Raw genomic sequence first — 24,399 nt, 5'->3', positions numbered from 1 at the left:
CAGGGTTAGTTCACCTTCGAGATGAAGGGGCGCATCAGTGTTGCCTCGAGCACGCCCGTTGCCGTGACCGTAATGGCGGTGCCATTGGCGGTCGCGTTGGCGGACATGGTGATGCTCTGGACGACGCCGCTGGGGGTATAGGTAATGCCAGAGATGGTCGTCGAACCCGGAATGCCGGTGCCCGAGATGGCAGCGCCAATGAATGGGCCACCTTCCGGGGTGATGCCGCCGAGGGCCGACAGAACCGCGGAACCGTTGACGGTTGTGGCGGTGAAGGTCTGGTTGGCAGCGGTGAAGTTGACGCCCTGGATTGCCTTGCTCGATGCGGTCGGAGATGCCGGCGCAGTGGCAAGACCTGCGGTGGCTGTGGTTTCTGCAACGACAAGGGCAGCGGTCGCGGTGGTGACCAATGCCGGAGCCTCGCCGTTACGCTGGACCCAGATGTAGTAAGTGCCGGCCGCAAGGCTGATTGCCTGAACCGGGCCACCAGACTGGGTTGGTGCCTGGCTTGCCCCGGTGAAGACTCCGCAACGGTTGCCTACGACGGCGGCGGCCGTGGTGAGCAGCGAGGCGGTATAGTCTCGGTCCCATTGGAACCACTGACCAGGCTGAAGCGTGGTGGTCGCTGCAAGGACGAGCTTGCAATAGACCCACTCCGCTTCCTTATTGCCGCCAGCAACGGAGCCGAGGGCGAAATTCGGACCCGGAATACCGGAGCCGGCTACGATCGGGCCTTCGACGACGAACGGGTTCGCGCCAAGACGATCGGTCTGGGAAGTTGCGATGGTCATGGAGTTGTTCCTTTCGTTCGATCAGGCGAACAACACGCCCTGCAGGAAGGCGTTGTTCATGGTGAGGTTGCCGGCGAAGCCCATCAGTTGCACGAAGGCGTCCTGGTTGGTGTTCATGCGCTCGTCGCCGATCGGCGCCATGTCGCGGTCTCGGTGCGGGCGGTAGAACAGGTAGTCGGTGTTCAGGAAGAACATCTGATTCGAAGGCGCGCCGCCGCCGAAGCCGCCGTCGAAGATCACGTCGGCGCCCATGTATTGCAGGGACTGGAAGCCGGCCATGCCCTTGTCCGCCGAGGTGATGCGCTGGATCGCCTGCAGCGATTCCCAGTAGAGGCGGAAGAAGTTGTTGTCGGCAACGACGAGGTCAGGGGAATCCGATCCACGAACGCAGCTCATGTAGAGCCGGTTCATATAGGATTGGATATTCGTGCTCGAGGCAGCTGCGCCGCCGTCCGCGGAAGCAGAGAACTTCTGATTACGCCAGAAGCCCCAGGTGGCACGCGAAATGCCGCCGACCGTGCCCGAGGTCGGCGAGGTCGAGATCAACAGCTGCAGGCCGCCGATCTGACGCCCGCCATCGGCCGTGCCGTCGGAATAGCAGTCGAGGGCGATATTGTTCTTCAGCGTCCTTTCGGCGTTCTCAATGCGTTGCTCGAGCAAGTCGAGGACCGCGTCCTCGCCCGAGTTCTGCAGCTGTTCGAGGCCGGACATGGAGACGGCGACCGCGGCCTGCTTGAGGTCGTATTCGGCGGCGGTAATCACGTCGGAAGGCTGGACGTTCAGGATGTCGTAGCCGGAATAGCGCTTGAAGGTGCTGTTTTCCTGGTACTGCAGCTCCTGGACGATGGTGCGGCCGCCAGAGACGGGCTTTTTCTTCCCGCGACTGTTGAGACGAGAGAGAAGACCGTTGTTCTTCGTCACGTCGTCGGCGACCGTGCCGCTGCGATTGCGCAGCGTCGTGGTGACGATTTCAGAGAGGTTGGGCGAGATAGGCATTGATCATGGTTCCTTTGGTCAAACGCGACCGTTCGCGGCGTGCATCGCCGTGCGAAGGGTTTCGCGGATTGAGGTTGGCTGACCGGCGCTGGCGCCCGGGGTTGGCCCAGGTGCGGAAGAGCCGGAAATCGATCGTGAGGCGCGGCGGGCCTGATCTGCCGCTGCTGCCCTCTGGGTATTCTGGTCTTGAACTGTGTTCCCCGGTGCAGCCTGGCTGATCAGCTGCTGGCGAATATCGGGGCGCATCCAGCATGCAGCGTCGTAGGCATCCTTGAGCGACGATGCGCGCCCCGCGCTGATGAGGGCGACCATGTCTTCAAGAACGGCTTCGGCGTGCACATTTGCCGGGTCGGAAAGGAACGCTTCGACTTGAGTTTGCGTGTCCCTTTTCCGAAGTACCTGTTCAACCGTAGCCTCGACGTTGACGGGCTGAGGCGTCGGCTGTTGCTGGGCCGATTGCGGGCGGCGCTGCAAGATCTGGTCCTGCTGACCGGCCACAAGGGCCTGAAGATTGACGCCGGCCATCCGGGCGACATTGATAACGGTATTGACGGGATCGCGGATAAGCGCGTTCTCCCAGTCGATCGCCTTGCGCATCACCTCGGCATGGGTCATGCCGGCCTGTCTGACAATCGGCGTGAATTCCTCGAGACCCTTGTAATCCTGAAGGACGCGGAAGCCGTTATCGACCTCCTGCTCGCGCTTGGAAATCGCGGCCTGGACTTCCGCCGGCAGCGCACTGAAATGCGCCTTTGCTTCCGCTGACCAGCCGGGCGGGACACGGTGCGATGTAGCCGTCAGTGGCTGCTCCTGTGTCGCGGCTGCCGTCTGCTGAGCGGCAGGAGTGGCGTTTGCGGCTGCGTCCGCCTGCGCTGCCTTCGGAGCCGCAGCGGGCTGCTGTGGCGCTTGGCCGGTCTTGTCCTGATCCTTCGGAGCAAATCGACCGTGCTCATCACGCTGACGATCGGTGCCGCCGGCCGGTGGAGTTTCCGTGCTGTCGATCGCGGCTTTCAAGCTATCGCGAATGCTGAGCGGCTTATCGTTGGATGCGCCGATGTCTTCGCTGCCGTTTCCGGCCTCGTTCAGGTCTTCCATATCCATCTTGGGGATTTCCTATGTCGGGGATTGATGCCCGTTCAGGCGTTGTATTCGGCGTGAACCCGCCGCAGTTCATTCCGGATCGCCTTTCGATCCGTCTTGGGCTTCTCGATCGGCTGAGGCTTCTCGTTGCCGATCTCGACCACGCCGGCCGCCCGGTAGGCAGAACGCAGCTTTGCCTTCGAGGTGTAGTGCCGGCCATCGTGCATCGACTGGATATCGATATTGTCACTGACGAAATGGGGTGCCGGCAGATCCGATTGCGCGAGGTTCTTCACCGGGATGCAGTTATGCGGCCAAGCGTCGAGTTGGTGCCAACCACCACAGACGCGGCAATAGCGCTCTCTCATAATCAAGCCTCTTTCACTGATAGGCGGGCTGTTGCTGCTGGGCGGACGGCTGTTGCGCCGCGTGCAACTGCTGCATGGCCTGCATCGCCATGTCGCCCCGTGCCTGCTCGACGGTGGTGCGGTGTTCGATCTCGGCCTGGGCGACCCCGAGCTGGGCTTTCCGCTCCTCCGCCCCGGCCTTCACCTGTGCAGTTTTCAGATCGATCATCTGCTCCGGTGTTGGTTCCGGCGGCTGCTTGGGTGCCGTCGCTGCCTGCGAGAGTTGCGCGCCCACCTGCTCCAGCGTGTTTTCCAACTGGCGACCGGCGCGGAAACCACGCGCTGCAAACAACAACGTCTCGACCATCACAGGGACAAGCATCGGCGTCTGTTGCGCAATGGCACCGGCCTGCTGCATGAAGCCGCCAACCATCTGCACGAACTCCATGCGGCGCTGCTTCTCTGCATCTTCGTCCGGTTCAATTGTCGAATCCGTCTCGATGTCGATCCGAAAACCGCGCACGCTGTCATTTCGAAGAAGCTGAACAACCTCGTCGATCGACGGCTGCTGCATCATCTGCGCAATCTCGGGCGGGATAGGCGGCTGTGGTGGTTGAGGAGGCGCAGGCTGCCCCATCTGCTGCGCGCGCATCGCCGCCTGCTGGGCGACCATCTGCGTTTGCTGCATCTGCATCTGGATCTGCTGCTTCTGCTGCGTCGTCATAAGCTGGATGCCGGAGACGAGCATAAGAGTTTCCGGCTGGAACTGATCGCAGATGATCTCGCCGGCAATCGCCACGATATCACGGGCAAAGCGGGCAAGCTCAGCCTGGCGGTCCCGGATGCGAATGGAGCCCCATTGGCTTTTGATGCGCTGAGCCGTCGCTGTCTCCGAGGCTTGGGTATCGCCGCGCACGATGTCCGATATGCCGGTGATCTGATAGACGTCCTCAATCAACTGCTTCCGCGCCTCGATGCAGGCGACGATGACCTTCTGCACATCGTCGATCGGCAATGTGACGATGGCCTTTGAGCCGCCCTTATCCGTGAATGCCGCCCACTCTGGGATCGGCACCATCACCGTGTCGTTCTCAGGCCGCATCGCCTTTTCGATTGCCGGCGATACCGAGCCATCGCCCGAGGGATAGAAGATTTTCAGCCGCAGTTGATCCGAGAGCTTGTTGATGCGACGTGTCAGCAGGTCGATCTCGTCGCATTGCTGCTGGTAGTAGACGTAATCCGGGACGGGAATAAGCGAGCTCGTCGCCATGGTGCCGAACGCCGGCCGCGGGCAAGGCCAAAAGCCTTTCAGGTTCAGCGGTGGCTCAGAGACCTCGAGTGCGGCGGGGCAGCCGTCAGCAATCCAGACCGTGTAATTCTCGCTCTTGCACCAGATTTCCCAGACGTACACCTTGCCCTCGTTCTGGGCCCGCTCCGTCTGGTTGGTTCCGTGGTTCGATCCGGCGCCCTCCTTCGCAAGGGAGCCCCTCCCATCAGGGAAGCGCCTGTCAAACTCCTCGTCCGTCATCGAGACACGACGACCCACCCATGTCACATCCTTCCAGCGCCGAGCGGGCGAATGCAGGAAGTCCGACCAGTGCACATAGTCGATGCACACCCGCTCATCGGTGATCTGCTCCAGCGGCGAGACGTCGTCCGGCATCCCAGGTGCATCGGACGGCTCTATACCCATATCCAGCGGTTCAAAGTCCGCCTCGTAGCGCAGCCAGACGGTTCCACGGGCGCAGAGCAGGAAGTCATCCCGCACCGACCGCATCACCGAATCCAGATCGGCGTCGTCGGCGGTGAAGGCAAGGTTGCGTTCCACCAATTCCGAACCCATGCGCGCCACGGGCTGCGAGTCCTTGAATCGCCGCTCGACAACGGGTTGCGGAACTCTGGCATAGACGGCCGGCTGCAGAACCGAGACATTCGCCCACAGCATCGGGAACCTGCGCTTTGCGCTCTGCTGGTCCGCCTGCTGCAGGTAAATCTTCTCGATCTTGGCGCAGCGATCCACCCAGGATTTGAAATAGCGTTGCGCCCGCTCAATCTCCTGCTGCCAATGCGCGCCAACCTTCGCCAGATCATTCTGGTCACCGGCCGGCAATGTCGTGGCTTCTGCGTCCATCAAACGTGCTCGCTATAGGTCGGTGTAGAATTGACGAAGTCGTTGAATGTCATGGTCTGGAACGTTGGCAGCGGCTTCGGTTCAGGCTTGAGCGGTTCTGCAGCGAGACCGGTGAAGATAATCGCCAAGCCGCCGAAGGCGTCGGCGCCGTGAGATGCCCAGTTGTGCAGCGGCTCGTCGCGGAACACGCCAAGATCCTCATCCCACTCTTTCCGATAATTGCGCAGGCACTTCACGCCTTGAGAACATCCGGCCTGGTCAAACTCGACCTTCGCCAGGATGCGCCGCGTGCCGTTGATGCGGTCATGCACATAGGCCCGCTCGACCTTCCGGACAGTGCCGAGATTTCGAGCCTTGACCTCCTGCAGCATGATCTCGATGCGCGTCATGCCGCCGCGCGTCCACTCCCTTACCCTGATATCGTGCGGCATGTTGTGGACGCCATAGACGTAACCGTTCTCTTCAGCTCGGCGCTCCAACTCGTCCAGCATGCCATCCATGCCAGTACCGGTGTGCTCGAAATAGCCGATCATTCGGACCCTGCTCGGAAGCACCTGAAACAGCCAGACGCTGTTGGTGTCGTCCATGCCGATGTCGGATATCGTGTGCACCGGATAGCCACGCACATGCGGGAAGACGCCCAGACGCTCCTCAGCATCCACCACCGCCATTTGGTCGGCGTAATATGCCCCCTCGACACTGGCTTCGAAGGCTTCCGCCGGCGACGACGGATATTCCCGCTTCATGTCCCCGAGCTGCGTCTCAGCTTTCTTGGCGTACCAGGCCTTTTGTCCCTCCGTCAGCTCGATGCCCTGATCTGCGAGACCGCGGAAATACTTGGCGAAAGCGTCGGTGATTATGACGCCGGCGGGCGCGATCGAATATTGCGGCTCTTTCCACCACGGGAAAAAATGAAACTTGAAATCCAATGGCGTGAGCGCCCAGGCCTGGCGATGCTTCACCTGGGCATCTTCGCAGAGATTGTAGAAATGGCCCTCCTGCCCCTCGGCAGTGCTTTCGATGAACACCAATTGGCCGGCCTGCACCGTGTTTAGGGCGCCGGTTCTAACTTCCCTCGCCTTCTCCGGATACTTCGCGCAGAGCTTCCCATATTCCGAGATATGCAGGTACTGCAGCGTGCCGGATCTCAGCGACGTACCGACGCGGATGCTTGAGTTATTCCCCAGGAGCAGTTCAGTCTGGTTGTCCCGCTGGATCGGCACCGCCTCCCGAATGCCCTCAGGCAGATTGTCGTAAGGGTATTTCACCTTGTCCCGGAAGATGGTCTGCGCATCCCCGAGGGTGTGAGCAATGGTGCCGGCGCGGATGTCCCGGTTGAAGACGCAGGCGTCCAGCATGAAGATCTGGATGAACGTTGTCAGCCCGAGCTGGCGAGCCTTCAGCAGCACATTCAGATAATGCATCTGCTCGAAGAACGTCATCTGCGCCCAGTTCATTTCGAACCGGACGCGTTTGCCGCTCTTATCCGTGATCCAGTAGAGGTTGTTCAGCCGCCAGCGCCAGTCCGAGAACTGATCAACTGCCGTTTGGAAGTCCGCGGGTCTTGCCATTAATCGCTTCCAGCAACTCAGCCACGCCACTCGTAACGCCGTGCTCGAGCTCGACCTTGGCGCCGTACTTCTTCGGCTTCAGCTTTTCGGCGATCCACTGACGCGTGCCGATGCGAAGCTGTGAGCGGCGGATGGCCTCACCATTCTCCTGCCAGCCGGTCGTCTCGCCCTCGGCGTTCGTCTTTTCCATCCAGTCGTTCGTGCCGTCGTCGGCAATCTCGACCATCTCGTCGACGAAGCCGTCGGCCTGGATCTCGCGCGCCTGCGCATACTTGGTCCGAAAAGCAGACTTCTCGTCATCAGCCAACCACGAAAGGACGGTCGACTTCGCCGGCATCGCGTCATCGCGGCAGATTGAGCGGAGGCTTTCCCCATCAGCGATCCTCTCGCAGATGGTGTCAGCAAGGGATTGAGTGAACTTGGTGGGTCTGCCTGTCATGGTCCTGGCCTTCTGATCGGCTGGAGGGGTGTTCTCTACCAATTTCGAATAACTCGACGTGCTCAACCTGACGCTGTAGCCTGACGGAAGCCCAGTTAGAGAGGGAGGCAGGCAATGGTTGAAGTGACTCTTACCGATGGTAACAAAATGCAGGTTGAAGCCGAGCGCGTTGTTCGTATCCGACGTACCGGGCCCGTTGAAAGCCCACACGGAGTTACTCGCATCGATTGGAAGATAGTAAGTTACGTCATGGAGGAACCGGAAGAGGTCGCTAGTTTAGTCAGAGAGGAGCTGCCAAGTCCGACAACCCTTGCTAAACTGAACACCCCTGGCTTGGGCCCGGTTTGGTTCAGCGGCCCGAAGTCTCAAGGCCCAATTCCCGTTCCTAAAGAGTGGCAGACGGACGGCATTGTATCGTCGCTCTATATCGGAACCAGCCTACAATATGTAGGCGACAGCCCGGAGGTAGTGTACGACGCGCTCGAGAAGGCCGGTGGTGACCTCGTTCCAATAAGGTCCCGCACGACGCACTTCTGGGATGCTGAGGTATAATACCCTTTGTGCCTCCGCCCTGAAACTCGCGTCTTCCTGTCATAGCCGCATCTGACGTGTGGAGATCACGATGACGAGCAAGAATCCATTGACACGCCCCTTAACCGACGACGAAGAAGCCGAACAAGACCGGAGACTATCACTGCCACTCACCCTGATCCAGACTATCTCAATTAAGGAGGCAACTGATGAGTGACCTTGAATTTGCTTTTGAAATGGACCGCTCGCTGGTCATTGACCCGACCAAAATTACCGAAATCGTCAGCAGCCAAGATTTCCTGGGAGGCGATTGGCTAAAAAAAACGAAACACAAGCTATTCAACGAGCCACAGCTCAAAAAATACTTTATCCCCGTTGATTTTCGTTACTATGGCCTGGAGCTAATCTCAATCATAGACCCGGGAACCATCATCCCCCGACACGCTCACACCGAGCCCGTTTATAGATATGTGCTTGATGGGAGCTTCAAGCTAAACGGCCGGGAATTCGAGCGGGATGACTGGCTAATTGTCCCAGCCAACTATGAGTATGAGATCGAAACTCGCTCTGGTTATCGAGTGCTTTCAAAATACCACGAGCAGTGTGAAGAGTGCACATGGTCCAAACTTAGCAAAATGCCCCTCGGCAAGCTCTGAACGTCAAGCTGCGAGATTAAGCTGGTGCCACTTGGACGCATTTCTGCCATCGTGCGGATTGCTGCTTATCCGCGTGGACCGGCGCTCTGCGCACTGTACGTCCACCAAATCAGTGCGCAGATATTACCATCTAGTTATGCGTTTGCAAGCAGATCAGCCCAATTTCAACAACTGTTCCATCGTTTGCATAACCAAAGCGCGAGATGAAGGCGCCCGAAGGCTCCGGTTCAAGCCACCGGCCAACTCGGAATACTGAGCGTTCCGGATCCTGCGGCTGGTTCTCGAGGCAGCCTTCTTGATCTCCACTATCTCGCGATCCACTTCCTCCTGCCGCATCCGTAAGGCCTTCTCCAGCAGGTACTTCTGGTCTTCTTCCCAGACCATGTAGCGGAGGCGGTCAATCACCTCTTGCGGGAAGCTGAACGGCTCGGGAGCGTCGCCGTAGGCCCGGCGGTACTTCAGGAGTTTGCCGACACCTTCGACAGCCTCGACCGACACGAACAGTTGTGTCGGGAGGTTGACGAACACATACCCCGTGAAGATCGGGAAGCGCCGCTCGATCAGCTTCTTATTTCGGTGATGCTTCACGACGATCCGGTAGGTCGGCATAAAGGATTCGAACCCAGCGTTGGAAAGGTTGCGTTCGATAAGGCTCAGACATGGGGGCCTGTCGTCACTGACCGGCGCCGACGGTGAGCGCTGGGACCCTGGCGCTGCCTTGACCGCAAACCAAAGATCGGCCGCGGGCTTCCACTCGCCCGCCTTGCCTTCATCCTGGCGAACCTTACGAAACCGGAGTTCCTCGGCCCGCGTCTCTTTCGCCAACTGATCTTCCTTGCAAGGGTTGAAGGCGCGATTGAGGGTCTGCATGTTCAAATCTTGATATCCTTCAGCTTGTCCATGATTGATCTGCGGCGTTTCTGGCCGGCGGAGCGGGCTTGTTCGCGTTGGGCCTTCGTAGGCTCGAGACCGATCGGCACCTGCTTGACGGTGAAACCCTTGCGTCTGAGTGCTTCGACCTCAATGAGGCAGGACTCCTTGTCTAAGTTTGCGAGGTGCTGATCCTTTCGGCCGTTCTCGATGCGATCGATCCGCCAGCTCCTAAAGAGCTGCTTTGGTAGCTGGTAGTACTCGTAGGCGACGATGACAGGCGTCGGCCGGAAGCCCTTCGTCGCCGTCTTGATCCGCTCGGCATTCACCTTGCCGAGCAGCTTCTCCATCATGCGCTGCTGCACGTCTTCGGGAAGTTCGTCGACCATCACTTACCCCTCGCCTTCTCGGCTAGATACATGGCGGGATCGATCCGCTTCACCTCGGAAGCAGCTCCGAAAGTGCCGAGCTTATGGTCCCGGTATGCGCGCTCGCCGGCCGGATCGAACTTAACCGCGGCGACGGATCGCACCCAGCCAGGCGCCTTTGCGGCATTGACCTTCATCCGCTGCTGGTCTCTGGCCACCTCTCTCTTGCTCACCTTTTTGCTTTTGCGCTTCGCAGGCTTCTCCGGCTTGCCCCAGAGTACTTTCCTTTTGCTGCGAGGCTTGCCAGGCATCGTTTCGTGATCGATCCGGTCGAGCGCCGCCCAGGCCGCAGCATTGGTGTCATACGGACCAGCGACGGCCTTCCCGCGTTGGTCGGTGATTTCATACTGGCCATCATCGTTTCTGGTGACATTGAGTATCTGCTTCATGCTGCACCTTTTGGCGGGTGCTTGGAATCCGCAGAAAGGATGGCGGGCGTAACGTTACGAAATGCGTTATTGTAACCGTCATGACGAGTGACATCACGTGACGTCACGTGACTGTCCTGCAGCTGATGAGCCTCGATGCGATATTTGTTTGCCAAGGTACAGGCCTGAGCCGCCTGCACCGCAGAAAGGCCAAAACTCTGCCGAAGAATGCAGATAACGTTCGGCATGTGATGAGTCGCCGCCAATAGCCACCTTGCGGCGCCGTCGACCTTGTCTTGATTTGGTGTCACGCCGCCAAGCTCCCGACCTCATCCACTACCGAAAGCTTTGTTCGGAGCACGTACCGTGCATGCGACCCTGGAAACTGTCCGCCGTGAGTTTCGTGGATCGTTTCCACGTCAATGCCGTTGCCTCGCATAAGCCAGACATAGTGTGCCCAACGAGGCGCGGGGTTATCTATAGGCGTACAGCCCTTTTCGCCGGCTTCGATCAGTTGCTGAAGAGCCCACCACTCGCGGCCGACCACTGTGAACGGTAATCCCTTCGGCTCGTCCCCATCATAAAGCTGGATTCGGCCATAGACCTGTGCTTTGCTTTTCCTCGTCATTGAAAGCGATCCTTTCGTTATCGATGATCCGCGGCACGGGCGTTTCTGAGTTTGGCGACCTGGAGCGCCCGTGCTGAATCGCTGTGACCGTCACGCAGCCTCTTTCGCGCGCCTGCGCTCCCATTCCACAATGTCGGCTTCATCGAAGAGCCTCCGTCGGTTGATGACCATTGGACGGGGAAACTCCATTTCATCTTTTTTCAGCCACCGGTGGAGAGACATTGAGCTGATCTGATATCGCTCCTGCACCTGTTTCGCAGTCAAATAAACCATGCGTTAGAACCCCATTCCTTGACTCGGTATTTTGTAGCGACTTTGGATAACAAGTTATACCATAACACGATTCTACCTAGACATCCTGCTCAGCTTAATCCACAAGTGAATTCGTTCCTTTTTCGTTCCAAGTAATGCACACAAACCTCCTCGGCGCCCCCGGAATGATTTTCCAATCAGCCACTAGGAAGTCGCTTTTCCACGAATATTTTATCTGAGGGAAGGCACGTCGGCTCTTCAGGCCAATGGGGTCGCACAGGGGCGCGTCCCTACCCATCGAAGCCGTGTTCAGAAATTCTGTTTTGGTGCGTCGTCATCTTTAACTGGGGGGCTTCGGAAATTAATCCACACCACGTTAGATCGAGGCACAGCGTCGCGACGCACTCTCTTTTCCAAAGCCAATGCTTCCTCGCCGCCGGCTCGGCGCTCCCCGTCGATCGCTTGCCTGATCAGATGTCGATATAGCTGAACGTTTATCATACCCCTCCTACCCTCACTCCGCCGTTACGTGACTTAGCTGCTCTGCTTCAGATTTTTGGGTCAGATAGTATCCGCCTTCGGCTCTTGACTGGCGTTGATCTCCCATTGAACTACCTTGATCAGCATTGATCATCCTTGATCACCCCTTGATATTGCATGTCGCTGATTTCTAACAGATTTCCCGGCGGCTACGGCCTCAAGCTCGCGGAAGTCATCAGCTATGCCAGCCCACTCAGATTGCTTCCTCATCCAGTCGGCGGTCGCTCTCGTATGAGGCAAGTAACGTAGACGAAATATCCCTACGAGTTCGACCTTCTGAAAATGCCGCCGCAGTGGCACAAGCGGATCCGCGTAATAAAAATCCGGATGCTCCTGCCGCCATTCGGCCATCATCGAAAACGCTGCGTCGTGCGCTGCTTCGGCTATCTCCTTCTCATGGGGCATCCCATCGGTATCGTATGGAAGCGGGTGCATCACTTCGCCTTCTTCAGTGTCACTTTCAACCAGATGCGCAACGCTGGTGACCAAGCCCAGATGCCGGAGGAGATGCCAAGCTTCCCAGAAGGCGGAAGAGTCTGAAAACTTGGCGAACGGCGGGAAATCTGCCCAGGCTGTTTCATTCGAATTGGCTGTGAATGTCCAAACAGAGAACTCTCCCCAATCAACCACCTTGTCTCGGTGGTAGCCTACGCGAATGCCTTTGCCTTGACGCCACTCGATCCCGCCCTCAGTTGCCAGAAAGTGCTGTTCGTAAAGATCGACCAGTAATTCGAGAGCCTTTACATTGCCGTTCTGGCGAATGAGTTCGATCGCAGGTGCCTCTTTAGCAGCGCCATCAATTAGGGTGTTGGGAAGCCATATCCTCCGGTCACCGTCCGTGCCCTCATTCTCGAACGCTACGATCCGGTACTGTGGGTTTCTTCCCCCACGTATCAACTCCACCCGTCCCTTCTTTATATGAAGATCGATTGCCGCTTGAGCGCGAGGTCGCGAAATGCCAGTCCATCTCTCGATCGCCATAACCGACCACGAGGTAGTCCGGTTGTCGCCACCAGTTCCCCGGCACAGGATCAGATAGGAGACGGCGGAATTCATCCCGTCAGTGCAAGCTTCTGTCCATCTTCTCGGGTCCACCGCGAAAAATCCGGTATGCCCAGGAGGCGTCTTTCTGTCCTCGTCTTGCATTATTTTTCCTCGCTACGCGCCGTCAGCCGTACGCCGGGCCCGCCGTCGTTCATGCCCTCTTCCACGAAAACGACCCCCGCTGCCTTTAATGCATCCGTTACCGCATCGAGAGTCATCGTCCGGACATTTATTCGCCCGGCTCCTGCGCCCTCCATATTTCGAATAGTGTTCGCACTGACGCCAGCCATTTCGGCAAGCGCAATTTGATCTAACCCGACGAGAGACCGTGCCGCCCGCATTTGATTTCCTGTGATTGCCATTTGCGTTCCAAACAAATTTTTTTTGGTATCATACCCAACTTCTTGTTGACCGCAAGCCAGTAGCAGGATTATGGTTAAGATACCAACAAATATTGGTATTAACCACAAAGGATTTCAAAATGCCGAACGAAACGATTCTGGCAGCCGCCGAAGGCTTGCCTTGTGCTACCCGCCGCGCCCTTCTTTTCGGCCTTGCCGCCGCTTCAACAACCGCGGCAATCGCCGTTGCGCCGGACGCGCAAGGTGCCGATCTTGTCCAGACGCAAGCTCTCGCCGTCCAGGCAGAGAACGCTGAGCTGGTGACTGCGTACCAAAAGTTTGATGCTGCCTGCACGGAACTGAAAACGGCTCATGATGAGCTGGAGTGGCTCGCGGACGAGTGGCGGCATCAGTGGCCCTTGGCACCGGAGGAGTTGCTGCTTGGGGCGAACGCGCAGGATGGTCGATACACAGTGCCTGCTGAGCGCGACATCATCGGCCGCTTTCTCGTCCGCGATACAAGCGAGCTGACGAAGCGGCTTTCGCCCAAGTTTCGGCGGGAGAACTCGAAGACCTGCTTCGCCGTTCGCACTGCCGAGGAAGAGAGAGAGATTCTTAAAAGGTGGAGACAATCTACTCCAAAGGGGCGAACCGAAAAGGCTCTGGCGCGCAATCGAGCGTACAGGATCCAGTCCATCAAGGAGTGCGAACTGCGCATCCAACTCGCCGAACGATACGAGGCGGAGACCTCGCGACTTCGGCAGGTTTCCGGCGTTGATGCTGCAAAGCTGCGCGTGGCGAAAGCCGATACTCGCCTCTTAGCGGCAGCCAATGACGTCTCGCAATGCCAAGCTCGTACCCTGGCCGGCCTAGGGATGAAAGCTGACGCCCTGGCCGTCACTGCAGCCGCGCTCATGAAGGCCACGAAATTCGACACCGGCCCTCTTGGTCAACTCGCTCGGTTTGTCGACTCAGTGGCTGACGTTGCTGGGAGGGCTGCGGTATGAGCCAGCGGGTTCAGGAGCTGCAGCGTGAAATCGTTGAGGCTTGCATAGAGCAATTGATTGCACTCCTGGATCTCCTCGACGGGGATCCAGATCTCGAGGACAACGGCGACCTGGAACCCGCCATCGGAAGCACGCCGCGGTATGTCGGCAATCAGTGCCTCTACGACCTTGAGTTCGATGATGCTGACGATGAGGACGGGGGCGACGCCGAGGGCACGCTGGGCTGGTCGAATCCCTCCGGACTGCGCGCACACATCCGAGATGAAGCCGAGCAGTTTATGGCGCCTATCGACAATGAAGAAGGACCGCTCGGCTTCGACGGATCGGGCGTGAGGATTGCAAAGGCCCAGCTGAAAGAGCACAAACGAAAATCCGCCGCCGTTACCCCCAGCGTTACCCCGGAGGTGGCGTAAGAAGAACAAGTGCAGCTAAATCTTTGAAAAGATGGCGACCCCTGCAGGAATCGAACCTGCGACAACCTGCTTAGAAGGCAGGTGCTCTATCCAGCTGAGCTAAGGGGCCGTCTGCTGCCGCACCCAAGGATACGACGGCATATGTGGACGAGAAATCTCAGTGCGTCCAGGGCTGCGTGCGGGTATAGCGGAAATTATCCGGATAGGCCACAACCTGGCGGGCCGGGTCCTTCGGCGCGATAACGCGGTATTCAATGCCGTTGCGCTGGGCGTAGGCTTCGGCAAGCGCTTGCGTTTCGAAGGTGAGCTTTACCTGCTGGCGCGTATCGCTGGAGGAGGTGTAACCCATCATCGGATCGATCTTGCGCGGCGACTCCTGATCGAATTCAAGCACCCAGAGATGGGTCTTGGCCTTGCCGGACTGCATGGCGGTCTTAGCAGGACGATAGATCTTGGCAGACATGACTGCGGCATCTCCGAATATGCGGGGACATCCCGCCTTGCATGGTCTCAATCCCGTTACCGGGCTTTGCTTCGTCGTTACGGATAACGCGAAGAGATGAATTTTGCTTATCCGCGAATCCCCGTTTTTTCAAGAAAAAAGGCGGATCGGCGCACCGCCCTTACCTCCACACTGACGAGGCGCCAAATGCGTTGGGAACATAGTGCTGCCGCCAGATCGGACCCTTGCGCGCATTCTTCCCTCAGATCACGTTGCCATCTGTCCCAATCCATTTGCATGCGATTGCGCAATATTACCACTTGTCTCATGTTGTGATCACAAGCTGATTGCCGCATCCAGCCCGGGACACTAGTTTGCGGCCTAATCGCTTTCAGTGGATCATACGCATGATGAGACGTTCGGCAGAGTTCAATGCCATTGTGATAGGAGCTGGCATCACCGCCTTCTTCTATGTCGCCATCAGCTATGCCCAATATATCGGCCTGATCGCGCGCGGCTAAGGCCGACCCAGCACCAACGCCGAATTGCGCCCCGCAGAGAAAACGAACGGGCGCTCGAGATTTTCGTGTTGCGTCCACAGGTCAGGTGAGAAATCTGCGGCCACAGCTGGATTTATGGGTTGCGACGGCGAAGTGAACCGTGTATTCCCGCTGCCAATCACGGCACGGAGTGTAGCGCAGTCTGGTAGCGCATCTGGTTTGGGACCAGAGGGTCGGGAGTTCGAATCTCTCCACTCCGACCATTCAAATATCCTTATATTCTTGAACTTCTAGCCGCGGGCCTGGGCGCTGTCACTTCGCCTTCGTTGTCGTGGCGCTGACGATCCGGTCGCCTGGCTTGATTCCGAATTTGCTGACGACGCCGGCATTCAGTTCGAGGACGTATTTCACTTCACTCATTGAATCGATGATGTCGCGCGAATAGGGCGTCGCGTTTTCCTTGATGTGGCGGATCGTGCCAGTGGTATCGGCGAAAAGCATGTCGAGCGGCAGGATGGTATTTTCCATCCACATGGCGACGCGCCGCGGTTCGCCGAAATCAAAGATCATACCTGCGTCATCGGCCATCGACTTGCGAAACATCAGCCCGCGGGCGCGCTGATCACCGGTGGCAGCCACCTCGACGGTGAAACGCAGCGTCTTGCCCGCGGTCGTCTCAATAAGCAGCGGCTCCTTATCGAACCGCATCTCCTCCGCAGCCAAAGCCGGCAGAGCCACCAAGAAAAAAAGCGCCATGATGGCGCTTCCGATCGCATGAAAAAGGATATGGCCGCGCATGTCAGTGCGACCGGCTCGCTGGGCTCGGAACGTCGGGATGGATCTCTGCGGCCATCAGGCCCTTTTCGCCGTCGCCGAAGCGGACGAGGACCACCTGGCCGGGGCGCAGTTCCGTCAGTCCAAAGCGGCGCAGCGTCTCCATGTGCACAAAAATGTCTTCCGTGCCCTCACCCCGCGTCAGGAAGCCGAAGCCCTTGGTGCGGTTGAACCACTTGACAAGCGCGCGCTCCAGCCCGCTTGTCGCGGTGACCTGCACATGGGTGCGCACCGGCGGCAGCTGCGAAGGATGAATTGCGGTCGATTGGTCCATCGAGAGAATCTTGAAAGCCTGGTAGCCACGCTCGCGACGCTGGACTAGGGCGACGATGCGCGTTCCCTCGAGGATCGTCTGGTAACCGTCGCGGCGCAGGCAGGTCACGTGCAGGAGAACATCCTGCATGCCATTGTCCGGCACGATGAAGCCGAAGCCCTTGGCGACGTCGAACCACTTGACGACACCGGTGATTTCAACAAGGTCGACCGTCTCTGACGACAGCTCGTCGAGATCAGTGTATTCGTTCGATGAAATCCTATCAGCCATTGTCGCCAGCCCCTCGAATACGCGTCACACTGTTACGGTTAACTGATTCTTGAAATCAAGATTAACATCTTGGTAACGGATAAGCGCAAGTCCTAGTTTTCGGTTATTCCCAGATGCACATTTTATGATGATGGCTTGCCCGAAGCTGACCACGGCTAGCCGAAAAGGGCCAGCCCCAATATAGGAGTAGATAGAATGCGTTATCTCCACACGATGGTTCGCGTCAAAGATCTGGACGCTTCGCTTGCCTTTTATACGACGCTCTTCGGGCTGGAGGAGATTCGCCGCCACGAGAATGAGAAGGGCCGCTACACCCTGGTTTTCCTGGCCGCGCGCGACGATCTCGACCGTGCGCGCAGCGAAAAAGCCCCTTGCCTCGAGCTTACCTACAACTGGGATACGGAGGATTATAGCGGAGGACGCAATTTCGGCCACCTCGCCTATGAGGTGGATGATATTTACGCGACCTGTCAGAAGCTGATGGATAACGGCGTCACCATCAACCGGCCGCCGCGCGACGGTAACATGGCTTTCGTGCGCTCGCCAGATGGCATCTCGATAGAAATCCTGCAGAAAGGAAGCCCGCTTCCGGCCGCCGAACCCTGGGCTTCTATGGGCAATACCGGCGCCTGGTAGGGGTTTTGGCCGCAAGGCTTTTGCGAAGCTTGCGGCTTTTGCGATTTCGGGTCCGGCCGGCGCCTTGGCGCTTGCCGCGATCCGGCCCCACAGGCAATCTCCCGGTGACTCGAAGCGGAGGAGGGCAATACATCGCCGTTTTTCGCATCAACCGGAGACCGATTGCTTGTGTAATATTGAGACGCGGATGCCCATAATGGGCGCATTGCTGATCGCCACTTCCATGCTGGTGCTGTCGGGCTGCGTATCGAACAAGAAGGCGCTTGATTCCGCAGCAGCGATTCCGGCGCCTCCGGCGGCGACAGCCGCAGAGCCCCAGCTTGGCGCAACGACGCCCGTGAAATCTTCGCCGCGTTCAGTCTATTCCGACCCCCGGCTCGTCAATGTCTCCGGCGCCCAGTCAGCGCCGCAGATGGTAGCAGGAGATCCGAATGCCGCCGTCCCGCCGGCTGATCCGGTAATGCCGGCGCCTGCAAACATTGGCGGGCTCGTGATGCAGTCGACACGGATCAACGCGCAGGCGATGAGCATCTTTTCGGATCACCAGCCGCTGCCGCAGAATAACGGCACCTCCACTATCATCCAGCCCCAGGCCTATGGGCCGACGGAAGGCGTGGTACCTGCAAAAAGCAGCGTCTACAGCCAACCCACCGCGCCTGGACAGCCGGCAGCGCCGGTGCCGCCACAGCAATCGTCAGAAAATTCCAGCACGCAGCCTGCGCCCGCACAGACAGTCTCGCTGGCGACGGGCGGAATTCCGGCATCGACGACAAACGCCCTCTACAGCGCACCGAAGCAGAACCTGCTCGGCAGCCTTTCCGGCCTTCTGCACAAGGCGGCCCTGCCCGGAATGACGCGTGTTGCGCCAAACGGGCTGCATGTCCAGAATGATCATGTCGAAGTCGGCTGCTTCAAGCCGGACCTGCTGAAAGTGATCAGGGCGGTCGAAAGCCATTTCGGCAGACCTGTCATCGTTACCTCGGGTTATCGCAACGAAGAACACAACCGCATGGTCGGCGGCGCTGACGAATCGATGCACAAGAGCTGTGAGGCCGCGGACATTCAGATCGACGGCGTGTCCAAGTGGGATATCGCCGCCTATATTCGTTCCTTGCCGGATCGCGGCGGCGTCGGCACCTATTGCCACACCGACTCCGTCCATCTCGACACCGGCAAGACCCGCGACTGGAATTGGGGTTGCGGCGGCAAACGGGCGCCGGTGACCACTGCAAGAGCGATCTGAAACCGCGAGCGCGAAGTTCCCTCACCCTACGTCAGCTGAATTTCATCTTCTTCTGGGAGGCTCTGCAAACCTTTGATTTGGCAGCGGTAATCTCAGATTACCATTGCCGCCGGAATATCTGTCATTTTTTTGAGAAAAATCGAATTTGCCGCTTGCGGGATCGAAAGTGCCTGACTATAAGGGCGCCACCACGAAGGAAGCGCCCTTCGTCTATCGGTTAGGACACCAGATTTTCATTCTGGGAAGAGGGGTTCGACTCCCCTAGGGCGTGCCACTTTCTCTCCATATTAGTAGCCATCGCATCCGCTTGCAGAAGCCAGCGCGCGCGCCTATTTTAGCAAGTGGCCTGCGCCCTTCGTCTATCGGTTAGGACGACAGATTCTCATTCTGTAAAGAGGGGTTCGACTCCCCTAGGGCGTACCATCGAGCCTAAGCAGTGCCGCCGCCCCTTCGCCGGTTCGTATTTCCGGCTATCCGCCACCTCGTGATGCCATGGTTTTCCACAGCACAAAAAAATCGGCGAAAACGGTGATTTTTTCGCGCCTTGGCGCTTGCGGCTTTCAAAGGTGCTGACTATAAGGGCGCCACCACGAAGGAAGCGCCCTTCGTCTATCGGTTAGGACACCAGATTTTCATTCTGGGAAGAGGGGTTCGACTCCCCTAGGGCGTGCCACTTTATTTCATCTAAATTGCTCAATCGCCACCGTTTCTCGCAGCCGTTTATCTTGCCGGCGCTGCGTCGCAGATGCGCAGCTGGATGCGACGTGCACCTTGGTAATGTTCGGCGCCGAGCGAGCCCGCGACATGGACAGTCGCGCCGCGTGAATTGATGAGAAGATTGCCGAGGCCGGTATCGGCGGCTCGGAAGGCGATTCCGTCGAGCCGCGATCCGTCCATTGCCTCCAGCGTCACCTTCACATGTTTCTCGCCGACCAGGCGTGCATCTCGAACACGGTGAGCCGGTACGGCAAACAGTGGCTGAGCGTGGCCGGAGCCGTAGGGGCCGGCGGCCTCCAGACGGTCGATGAGTTCAAGGGTGGCGCCGCTTGCGCCGATCGCACCGTCTATCTTCAGCGTCTCGTTGGCGACGAGACTCGCCACGGTCCTTGCCGCTTTCTCCGTGAAGAAGGTCCTCAGCCTGCCGAGATCGGCACGCTCGACCGTCAGCCCCGCGGCCATGGCATGGCCGCCGCCCTTGACGAGGATGCCCTCCTCGACCGCAGCCCGCACCATCCTGCCCATGTCAAAGCCGTTGATGGAGCGGCCGGAGCCGGTGCCGCGGCCGGAGGGATCGAAGGCGATCGCGAAGGCCGGCCGTTTGAATTTCTCCTTCAGCCGCGCCGCGATCAGCCCGACGATACCCGGATGCCACTTCTCATGGGCAGTGACGATGACGGAGGCGCCCTCGCCGTCGCCATATTCGGCAAGCGCCTCGGCTTCCGCCTCCTGCAGCATCATGGCTTCCATTGCCTGACGTTCACGGTTGAGCTCGTCGAGGCGCTGCGCGATCACCTCCGCCTCGCCAGCATCATCGAGCGTCAGAAGCCGGCTTCCGAGTGCGGCGTCACCAATCCGCCCGCCGGCATTGATGCGCGGGCCGATCAGAAAGCCGAAATGATAAGGAGTTACCGGGCCTGCAAGCCCCGCCTTGCGGAAGAGCGCGGCAAGGCCGGCATTGCTCTGGTGCCGGGCAGCGACCAGCCCTTTCACCACATAGGCACGGTTGAGGCCCTTCAGCGGCACGACATCGCAGACCGTCGCTAGCGCCACGATATCAAGCCATTGCAGTAGATCGAGCGCCAGGATGCGTTTGTTGCCGGCCGCGCGCAGCAGCCGCAATGTCGCGACCAGCACCATGAACACGACACCGGCTGCGCAAAGATGCCCCTGCCCCGAGAGATCGTCTTCACGGTTCGGATTGACGAGTGCATGGCATGGCGGCAGTTCATGTGTCACCTGGTGGTGATCGATGACGACGACATCGATATTGCGCGCGGCGGCCGCCGCAAGCGCCTCGTGACTGGTGGACCCACAATCGACGGTGACGATGAGCCGGGCGCCATTGTCGATCAGCTGGTTGATCGCCGCCGGATTTGGGCCATAACCTTCAAAAATGCGATCGGGGATGTAGATGTTCGCCCTGACGCCGAAATGGCTGAGAAAGCGGAACATCAGCGCCGAGGAGGCAGCGCCGTCGACGTCGTAGTCGCCGAAAATTACCACGCTCTCGCCGCGCTCGATTGCATTCACGAGGCGGATTGCGGCCTTCTCGCAATCGGTAAGCGTGTGCGGATCGGGCATCAGGCTGCGGATCGTCGGATCGAGGAATTCGATCGCTTCGTCCACCGGAACGCCCCGTCCTGCGAGAACCCGTGCGATCAGATCCGGCAGCCCGTGAATCTGCGAGATGGCGAGCGCGCGGTTCTGGCCGGCCTGATCGAGTCTTGCAACCCAACGATTGTCGAGTACGGATTTCTCCACGCCGAGAAACGCGCGCTGTACCGGATCGACGAGATCTGCCATGCCAAACTCCGCTGACTTCATCTGCTGTTTCTACAGGAGCAGCGGAGATAACATAGCGATGGATTTGCAGACACGGATTTTTACCAGAAGATCAGCCAGACGATCACCGCGATGCCGCCGATCTGCACCAACAAGAACGAAAAGAGCGTCAGCAGGATGGCCCAGTTGCGGCCTTGCGTCTCTTCGTCATCAAGGGCCTCATCAAGGCTCTTTTCACGAAAGTCACGGCGCACCGGCTTGAGGATGTCTGCAAACATATCGGGACGGGCTGGCGGCGCCTTGCTCGGGCAGCCATGCTCCTTCCCGGCATGGCTGTCCTTGCTCATGAAATGCTCCACGCGACGACTCACCATCTATGGTTTTATTTATATCAATATTTCGGCATTTGGTAATATAAACTTCCGTAAGGGGAGACGGAACGATTAACAGAAAAAGCCACCCTGTCAGAGACAGGGTGGCTTTTGCTTCCGGGCTTGAAATGCTCAGGCTTCTTCTTTTGGCCGTTCGATACGAATTACCTGCGGCTCGCCGAAAAGATAGCCTTCGGATTTTATTGAGGCGACCGCCTTGCGCACCGACTCCTCCATCGTCGCATGGGTAACGAGAATAATCGTCTGGTGATGCGATGGCGCCAGGTGCTGCTTGGAGCGCTGGACGATCGATTCCAGCGAGATGTGGTTTTCCGCCATGCGTGTGGCAACGCTTGCAAAGACGCCAGTGCGATCGAGCACGGTCAGGCGGATGAAATATCCTCCCTCGTGGCTCTGCATCTGCGCCTTGCGGTAGGGCTCCAGCGCCTTTGCGGGATGACCGAGCACCGGCACGCGCTGGGCCCCCGGCTGGCTCTTCGCGATATCGGCGATATCGCCAAGCACGGACGAGGCCGTCGCATTGCCGCCAGCGCCCGGGCCGACCATCAGCAGTTCGCCGAGCACGTCGGATTCGATTGCCACCGCATTAGTGACGCCGTCGACTTGGGCGATGACGGAATCGACCGGGACCATGGTCGGGTGCACGCGCTGCTCAATGCCGGTCTCGGTGCGCTGGGCAACGCCGAGCAGCTTGATGCGGTAGCCGAGTTCGGCGGCGGCGTGGATGTCCTCGATCGAGATATTGGTGATGCCTTCGAGATAAATGTCGTCAGCCGCGATGCGATTGCCGAAGGCAAGCGTTGTCAGAATTGCGAGCTTGTGGGCGGTATCATTGCCCTCGATGTCGAAGGCGGGATCAGCCTCGGCATAACCCAGCCTCTGGGCTTCCTTGAGGCATTCGGCGAAGGACAGCCCTTCCTTTTCCATCTTGGTGAGGATGTAATTGCAGGTGCCGTTCATAATGCCATAGATGCGTGAGACGGCGTTGCCCGTCAGCGATTCACGCAACGCTTTGATGACCGGGATGCCACCGGCGACCGCCGCCTCGAAATTTAACAGCGATCCCTTTTCTTCCGCAATCGTCGCAAGCTCGACCCCATGATAGGCGAGCAGCGCCTTGTTGGCTGTCACCACATGGAGACCGCGCTGGAGTGCGGCGCGCACGGAAATGTTGGCAGCCCCTTCGGCGCCGCCCATCAGCTCGACGAAGACATCGATGTCGCCCTTTTCGGCGAGGTCCTCGGGCCGGTCGAACCAGGTGACGCCGGAAAGATCGATGCCGCGATCCCGTGTTTTGTCGCGCGCGGAGACCGCCGTGATAGTGATCGGACGCCCGCAGGTGACGGCAAGCTCGTTGCTCTTCTGCTGAATGATGCGAACAAGCGAGGCGCCAACGGTGCCCAAGCCCGCAATGCCGATTTTGAGGGCATCTGCCATGGATCGATCCTGAAATGTCTGGTGAGAGACAGCCGCAGTTCCGCGGCTGTCTTCGCGGTTGGAATTAACGGTGAGCGTTCAGCGAGATGACGTTATGCATCGTCTCATCTGCCGTCGACATGAACTTCTTGATGTTGCGCGCAGCCTGACGGATGCGGTGTTCGTTTTCGACAAGCGCCAAACGGACATAGTCGTCGCCCATCTCGCCGAAGCCGATGCCCGGGGCAACCGCGACGTCGGCCTTCTCGACCAGCAGCTTGGAGAATTCCAGCGAACCGAGATGACGGAACTTTTCCGGGATCTTCGCCCAGGCGAACATGGTGGCAGCCGGCGGCGGCACTTCGAAGCCGGCCTTGCCGAAGCTTTCGACCATGACGTCGCGGCGACGTTTATAGACGTTGCGCACTTCGGCGATGTCGGAACCATCGCCGTTCAGCGCATGTGTCGCCGCCACCTGGATGGGCGTGAAGGCGCCATAGTCGAGGTAGGACTTCACGCGGGTGAGCGCAGCGATCAGCCGCTCGTTGCCGACGGCAAAGCCCATGCGCCAGCCCGGCATGGAAAAGGTCTTCGACATCGAGGTGAACTCGACCGTCACGTCGATCGCGCCCGGCACTTCGAGGACCGATGGCGGCGGAGCGCCGTCGAAATAGATCTCCGAATAGGCAAGGTCCGAGAGCACGATGATGTCGTGCTTCTTGGCGAAGGCGACGACGTCCTTGTAGAAATCGAGCGTCGCGACAAAGGCAGTCGGGTTCGAGGGATAGTTGAGGATCAGCGCCAAGGGCTTCGGAATCGAATGCCGGACCGCGCGCTCAAGCGGCGGGAAAAAGGTCTCGTCCGGCTCCACCGACATCGAGCGGATCACGCCGCCGGCCATCAGAAAGCCGAAGGCGTGGATCGGATAGGTGGGGTTCGGGCAAAGGATCACGTCGCCGGGCGCGGTGATTGCCTGCGCCATATTGGCGAAGCCTTCCTTGGAGCCGAGGGTGGCGACCACCTGCGTATCCGGGTTGAGCTTCACGCCGAAGCGGCGGGCATAATAGGCGGCCTGGGCGCGGCGCAGGCCCGGTATACCCTTGGAGGAGGAATAACGGTGCGTGCGCGGATCCTGCACCACCTCGCACAGTTTGTCGACGATCGCCTGGGGAGTGGGAAGGTCAGGGTTTCCCATGCCGAGATCGATGATATCGGCGCCGCCCGCTCGCGCGCTTGCTTTCAAACGGTTGACCTGTTCGAAAACATAAGGCGGCAAACGCCGGACTTTGTGAAACTCTTCCATTTCATTCCCCATGGAAAGGCGACTTTTGGGCCGCGGTCGAAGTTCGTTCCGTCTCCCGGCGGCTGCGACACGAACCTCACAATCGCAGCGCCGTATTCATCAGACCCAAGCCACGCGGCGAATCTTTGACGGAAAGGCCGCGCAACAACGCATT

27 protein-coding genes and 5 tRNA genes are annotated in these 24,399 nt (G+C 58.9%); 10 read left to right on the top strand and 22 right to left on the bottom strand.

The window, feature by feature from the left end; all coding sequences use genetic code 11:
* Positions 1 to 5: 5 nt before the first annotated feature.
* Genes FFR93_RS17080 through FFR93_RS17050 form a run of 7 tightly spaced genes read right to left on the bottom strand, consistent with a single transcriptional unit; the run spans position 6 to position 7,355 of the window.
* Positions 6 to 791: a hypothetical protein gene (locus FFR93_RS17080; RefSeq protein ID WP_138394104.1), complete on the bottom strand. Its 786-nt coding sequence runs from the start codon at positions 789 to 791 to the stop codon at positions 6 to 8.
* Between the two features lie 21 nt (positions 792 to 812).
* Positions 813 to 1,787, bottom strand: coding sequence for a phage major capsid protein (locus FFR93_RS17075; protein WP_138394103.1), 975 nt, complete (start codon positions 1,785 to 1,787; stop codon positions 813 to 815).
* An 18-nt stretch (positions 1,788 to 1,805) separates the two neighbouring features.
* On the bottom strand, positions 1,806 to 2,888 hold the full coding sequence (locus FFR93_RS17070; RefSeq protein WP_171049210.1) for a hypothetical protein: 1,083 nt from the start codon (positions 2,886 to 2,888) through the stop codon (positions 1,806 to 1,808).
* Positions 2,889 to 2,923: 35 nt separating this feature from the next.
* Positions 2,924 to 3,235 carry a hypothetical protein gene (locus FFR93_RS17065; protein WP_138394102.1) on the bottom strand — a complete coding sequence of 104 codons (312 nt, stop codon included), beginning with the start codon at positions 3,233 to 3,235 and terminating at the stop codon, positions 2,924 to 2,926.
* A 13-nt stretch (positions 3,236 to 3,248) separates the two neighbouring features.
* Positions 3,249 to 5,345, bottom strand: coding sequence for a hypothetical protein (locus tag FFR93_RS17060; RefSeq protein WP_138394101.1), 2,097 nt, complete (start codon positions 5,343 to 5,345; stop codon positions 3,249 to 3,251).
* On the bottom strand, positions 5,345 to 6,916 hold the full coding sequence (locus FFR93_RS17055) for a terminase (RefSeq protein ID WP_138394100.1): 1,572 nt from the start codon (positions 6,914 to 6,916) through the stop codon (positions 5,345 to 5,347). Before FFR93_RS17055 ends, FFR93_RS17060 begins: the two co-directional genes overlap by 1 nt.
* On the bottom strand, positions 6,882 to 7,355 hold the full coding sequence (locus FFR93_RS17050) for a GPO family capsid scaffolding protein (RefSeq protein ID WP_138394099.1): 474 nt from the start codon (positions 7,353 to 7,355) through the stop codon (positions 6,882 to 6,884). Before FFR93_RS17050 ends, FFR93_RS17055 begins: the two co-directional genes overlap by 35 nt.
* A gap of 114 nt (positions 7,356 to 7,469) precedes the next feature.
* Between FFR93_RS17050 and FFR93_RS17045 the strand changes: the two genes are divergently transcribed.
* Positions 7,470 to 7,907, top strand: coding sequence for a hypothetical protein (locus FFR93_RS17045; protein ID WP_138394098.1), 438 nt, complete (start codon positions 7,470 to 7,472; stop codon positions 7,905 to 7,907).
* A 188-nt stretch (positions 7,908 to 8,095) separates the two neighbouring features.
* Positions 8,096 to 8,542: a cupin domain-containing protein gene (locus FFR93_RS17040; protein ID WP_138394097.1), complete on the top strand. Its 447-nt coding sequence runs from the start codon at positions 8,096 to 8,098 to the stop codon at positions 8,540 to 8,542.
* A gap of 153 nt (positions 8,543 to 8,695) precedes the next feature.
* Here the strand turns inward: FFR93_RS17040 and FFR93_RS17035 are convergent, their stop codons facing one another.
* The 7 genes from FFR93_RS17035 to FFR93_RS17000 form a co-directional block, all read right to left on the bottom strand.
* Positions 8,696 to 9,412, bottom strand: coding sequence for a transcription termination/antitermination NusG family protein (locus FFR93_RS17035; RefSeq protein WP_246661335.1), 717 nt, complete (start codon positions 9,410 to 9,412; stop codon positions 8,696 to 8,698).
* A gap of 2 nt (positions 9,413 to 9,414) precedes the next feature.
* Complete coding sequence (locus FFR93_RS17030) at positions 9,415 to 9,801, bottom strand: hypothetical protein (protein WP_138394095.1); 387 nt, start codon at positions 9,799 to 9,801, stop codon at positions 9,415 to 9,417.
* Complete coding sequence (locus FFR93_RS17025; RefSeq protein WP_138394094.1) at positions 9,801 to 10,229, bottom strand: hypothetical protein; 429 nt, start codon at positions 10,227 to 10,229, stop codon at positions 9,801 to 9,803. The genes FFR93_RS17030 and FFR93_RS17025 overlap by 1 nt, the downstream gene beginning before the upstream one ends.
* Entirely contained in the window at positions 10,226 to 10,519 is a 294-nt protein-coding gene (locus FFR93_RS17020; protein ID WP_138394093.1) for a hypothetical protein, read from the bottom strand. The genes FFR93_RS17025 and FFR93_RS17020 overlap by 4 nt, the downstream gene beginning before the upstream one ends.
* A 407-nt stretch (positions 10,520 to 10,926) precedes the next feature.
* Positions 10,927 to 11,109 carry a helix-turn-helix domain-containing protein gene (locus FFR93_RS17010; RefSeq protein ID WP_138394091.1) on the bottom strand — a complete coding sequence of 61 codons (183 nt, stop codon included), beginning with the start codon at positions 11,107 to 11,109 and terminating at the stop codon, positions 10,927 to 10,929.
* Between the two features lie 609 nt (positions 11,110 to 11,718).
* The gene (locus FFR93_RS17005; RefSeq protein WP_138394090.1) at positions 11,719 to 12,774 is read right to left on the bottom strand and encodes a hypothetical protein; all 1,056 of its coding nucleotides are present in this window, start codon (positions 12,772 to 12,774) and stop codon (positions 11,719 to 11,721) included.
* A complete protein-coding gene (locus tag FFR93_RS17000; RefSeq protein WP_064686677.1) occupies positions 12,774 to 13,034 on the bottom strand; it encodes a helix-turn-helix transcriptional regulator in 261 nt (86 codons plus the stop codon). The genes FFR93_RS17005 and FFR93_RS17000 overlap by 1 nt, the downstream gene beginning before the upstream one ends.
* Here FFR93_RS17000 and FFR93_RS16995 point away from each other — a divergent pair.
* Positions 13,028 to 14,020 carry a hypothetical protein gene (locus FFR93_RS16995; RefSeq protein WP_246661326.1) on the top strand — a complete coding sequence of 331 codons (993 nt, stop codon included), beginning with the start codon at positions 13,028 to 13,030 and terminating at the stop codon, positions 14,018 to 14,020. The genes FFR93_RS17000 and FFR93_RS16995 overlap by 7 nt on opposite strands.
* The gene (locus tag FFR93_RS41285; protein ID WP_205910744.1) at positions 14,017 to 14,433 is read left to right on the top strand and encodes a hypothetical protein; all 417 of its coding nucleotides are present in this window, start codon (positions 14,017 to 14,019) and stop codon (positions 14,431 to 14,433) included. The genes FFR93_RS16995 and FFR93_RS41285 overlap by 4 nt, the downstream gene beginning before the upstream one ends.
* A gap of 32 nt (positions 14,434 to 14,465) precedes the next feature.
* Here the strand turns inward: FFR93_RS41285 and FFR93_RS16985 are convergent.
* Positions 14,466 to 14,542: transfer RNA gene (locus FFR93_RS16985), tRNA-Arg, on the bottom strand.
* A 48-nt stretch (positions 14,543 to 14,590) separates the two neighbouring features.
* On the bottom strand, positions 14,591 to 14,896 hold the full coding sequence (locus FFR93_RS16980) for an ETC complex I subunit (protein WP_064683560.1): 306 nt from the start codon (positions 14,894 to 14,896) through the stop codon (positions 14,591 to 14,593).
* Positions 14,897 to 15,561: 665 nt separating this feature from the next.
* On the opposite strand from FFR93_RS16980, the gene FFR93_RS16975 reads away from it, so the two are divergent.
* Positions 15,562 to 15,638 (top strand) — tRNA-Pro (locus FFR93_RS16975).
* Positions 15,639 to 15,687: 49 nt separating this feature from the next.
* On the opposite strand, the gene FFR93_RS16970 is transcribed toward FFR93_RS16975, so the two are convergent.
* Positions 15,688 to 16,173: a DUF192 domain-containing protein gene (locus FFR93_RS16970; RefSeq protein WP_138394089.1), complete on the bottom strand. Its 486-nt coding sequence runs from the start codon at positions 16,171 to 16,173 to the stop codon at positions 15,688 to 15,690.
* Position 16,174: 1 nt separating this feature from the next.
* Positions 16,175 to 16,753, bottom strand: a complete 579-nt coding sequence (locus FFR93_RS16965; protein WP_064709076.1) for a cold-shock protein — start codon at positions 16,751 to 16,753, stop codon at positions 16,175 to 16,177.
* A 195-nt stretch (positions 16,754 to 16,948) separates the two neighbouring features.
* Between FFR93_RS16965 and gloA the strand changes: the two genes are divergently transcribed.
* The 5 genes from gloA to FFR93_RS16940 all read left to right on the top strand — a co-directional run bounded on the left by gloA (position 16,949) and on the right by FFR93_RS16940 (position 19,305).
* Positions 16,949 to 17,389: a lactoylglutathione lyase gene (gene gloA / locus FFR93_RS16960; protein ID WP_138394088.1), complete on the top strand. Its 441-nt coding sequence runs from the start codon at positions 16,949 to 16,951 to the stop codon at positions 17,387 to 17,389.
* Positions 17,390 to 17,555: 166 nt separating this feature from the next.
* Positions 17,556 to 18,632: a D-Ala-D-Ala carboxypeptidase family metallohydrolase gene (locus FFR93_RS16955; protein WP_138394087.1), complete on the top strand. Its 1,077-nt coding sequence runs from the start codon at positions 17,556 to 17,558 to the stop codon at positions 18,630 to 18,632.
* Between the two features lie 199 nt (positions 18,633 to 18,831).
* Positions 18,832 to 18,906: transfer RNA gene (locus FFR93_RS16950), tRNA-Glu, on the top strand.
* A 74-nt stretch (positions 18,907 to 18,980) separates the two neighbouring features.
* Positions 18,981 to 19,055, top strand: a tRNA-Glu gene (locus tag FFR93_RS16945).
* Positions 19,056 to 19,230: 175 nt separating this feature from the next.
* A tRNA-Glu gene (locus FFR93_RS16940) sits at positions 19,231 to 19,305 on the top strand.
* A gap of 47 nt (positions 19,306 to 19,352) precedes the next feature.
* Here the strand turns inward: FFR93_RS16940 and recJ are convergent.
* From recJ to FFR93_RS16920, 4 genes are all read right to left on the bottom strand, one after another.
* Positions 19,353 to 21,155, bottom strand: coding sequence for a single-stranded-DNA-specific exonuclease RecJ (gene recJ / locus FFR93_RS16935; RefSeq protein ID WP_138394086.1), 1,803 nt, complete (start codon positions 21,153 to 21,155; stop codon positions 19,353 to 19,355).
* An 80-nt stretch (positions 21,156 to 21,235) separates the two neighbouring features.
* Complete coding sequence (locus FFR93_RS16930) at positions 21,236 to 21,481, bottom strand: hypothetical protein (RefSeq protein WP_064709079.1); 246 nt, start codon at positions 21,479 to 21,481, stop codon at positions 21,236 to 21,238.
* A 156-nt stretch (positions 21,482 to 21,637) separates the two neighbouring features.
* Positions 21,638 to 22,963: a homoserine dehydrogenase gene (locus FFR93_RS16925; RefSeq protein WP_064709080.1), complete on the bottom strand. Its 1,326-nt coding sequence runs from the start codon at positions 22,961 to 22,963 to the stop codon at positions 21,638 to 21,640.
* A gap of 64 nt (positions 22,964 to 23,027) precedes the next feature.
* The gene (locus FFR93_RS16920) at positions 23,028 to 24,245 is read right to left on the bottom strand and encodes an LL-diaminopimelate aminotransferase (RefSeq protein WP_064709191.1); all 1,218 of its coding nucleotides are present in this window, start codon (positions 24,243 to 24,245) and stop codon (positions 23,028 to 23,030) included.
* Positions 24,246 to 24,399: the final 154 nt, after the last annotated feature.

It is taken from the genome of Rhizobium sp. MHM7A (assembly GCF_005862215.1).
In the GTDB taxonomy this organism is placed as follows: Bacteria; Pseudomonadota; Alphaproteobacteria; order Rhizobiales; family Rhizobiaceae; genus Rhizobium; species Rhizobium bangladeshense.
Note: the sequence above shows the minus strand (reverse complement) of the source record. Positions and strands in the feature narration are given on the sequence as shown.

Coding starts and splice junctions, on each gene's coding strand:
- FFR93_RS17060 (WP_138394101.1), bottom strand. CDS start 5,345: ATGGACGCAGAAGCCACGACATTGCCGGCCGGTGACCAGAATGATCTG.
- FFR93_RS41285 (WP_205910744.1), top strand. CDS start 14,017: ATGAGCCAGCGGGTTCAGGAGCTGCAGCGTGAAATCGTTGAGGCTTGC.
- FFR93_RS17075 (WP_138394103.1), bottom strand. CDS start 1,787: ATGCCTATCTCGCCCAACCTCTCTGAAATCGTCACCACGACGCTGCGC.
- FFR93_RS17055 (WP_138394100.1), bottom strand. CDS start 6,916: ATGGCAAGACCCGCGGACTTCCAAACGGCAGTTGATCAGTTCTCGGAC.
- FFR93_RS17065 (WP_138394102.1), bottom strand. CDS start 3,235: ATGAGAGAGCGCTATTGCCGCGTCTGTGGTGGTTGGCACCAACTCGAC.
- FFR93_RS17035 (WP_246661335.1), bottom strand. CDS start 9,412: ATGCAGACCCTCAATCGCGCCTTCAACCCTTGCAAGGAAGATCAGTTG.
- FFR93_RS17040 (WP_138394097.1), top strand. CDS start 8,096: ATGAGTGACCTTGAATTTGCTTTTGAAATGGACCGCTCGCTGGTCATT.
- FFR93_RS17025 (WP_138394094.1), bottom strand. CDS start 10,229: ATGAAGCAGATACTCAATGTCACCAGAAACGATGATGGCCAGTATGAA.
- FFR93_RS16925 (WP_064709080.1), bottom strand. CDS start 22,963: ATGGCAGATGCCCTCAAAATCGGCATTGCGGGCTTGGGCACCGTTGGC.
- FFR93_RS16970 (WP_138394089.1), bottom strand. CDS start 16,173: ATGCGCGGCCATATCCTTTTTCATGCGATCGGAAGCGCCATCATGGCG.
- FFR93_RS16965 (WP_064709076.1), bottom strand. CDS start 16,753: ATGGCTGATAGGATTTCATCGAACGAATACACTGATCTCGACGAGCTG.
- recJ (WP_138394086.1), bottom strand. CDS start 21,155: ATGGCAGATCTCGTCGATCCGGTACAGCGCGCGTTTCTCGGCGTGGAG.
- FFR93_RS17010 (WP_138394091.1), bottom strand. CDS start 11,109: ATGGTTTATTTGACTGCGAAACAGGTGCAGGAGCGATATCAGATCAGC.
- FFR93_RS17030 (WP_138394095.1), bottom strand. CDS start 9,801: ATGGTCGACGAACTTCCCGAAGACGTGCAGCAGCGCATGATGGAGAAG.
- FFR93_RS17005 (WP_138394090.1), bottom strand. CDS start 12,774: ATGCAAGACGAGGACAGAAAGACGCCTCCTGGGCATACCGGATTTTTC.
- FFR93_RS17070 (WP_171049210.1), bottom strand. CDS start 2,888: ATGGATATGGAAGACCTGAACGAGGCCGGAAACGGCAGCGAAGACATC.
- FFR93_RS16980 (WP_064683560.1), bottom strand. CDS start 14,896: ATGTCTGCCAAGATCTATCGTCCTGCTAAGACCGCCATGCAGTCCGGC.
- FFR93_RS16930 (WP_064709079.1), bottom strand. CDS start 21,481: ATGAGCAAGGACAGCCATGCCGGGAAGGAGCATGGCTGCCCGAGCAAG.
- gloA (WP_138394088.1), top strand. CDS start 16,949: ATGCGTTATCTCCACACGATGGTTCGCGTCAAAGATCTGGACGCTTCG.
- FFR93_RS16920 (WP_064709191.1), bottom strand. CDS start 24,245: ATGGAAGAGTTTCACAAAGTCCGGCGTTTGCCGCCTTATGTTTTCGAA.
- FFR93_RS17045 (WP_138394098.1), top strand. CDS start 7,470: ATGGTTGAAGTGACTCTTACCGATGGTAACAAAATGCAGGTTGAAGCC.
- FFR93_RS17000 (WP_064686677.1), bottom strand. CDS start 13,034: ATGGCAATCACAGGAAATCAAATGCGGGCGGCACGGTCTCTCGTCGGG.
- FFR93_RS17080 (WP_138394104.1), bottom strand. CDS start 791: ATGACCATCGCAACTTCCCAGACCGATCGTCTTGGCGCGAACCCGTTC.
- FFR93_RS17050 (WP_138394099.1), bottom strand. CDS start 7,355: ATGACAGGCAGACCCACCAAGTTCACTCAATCCCTTGCTGACACCATC.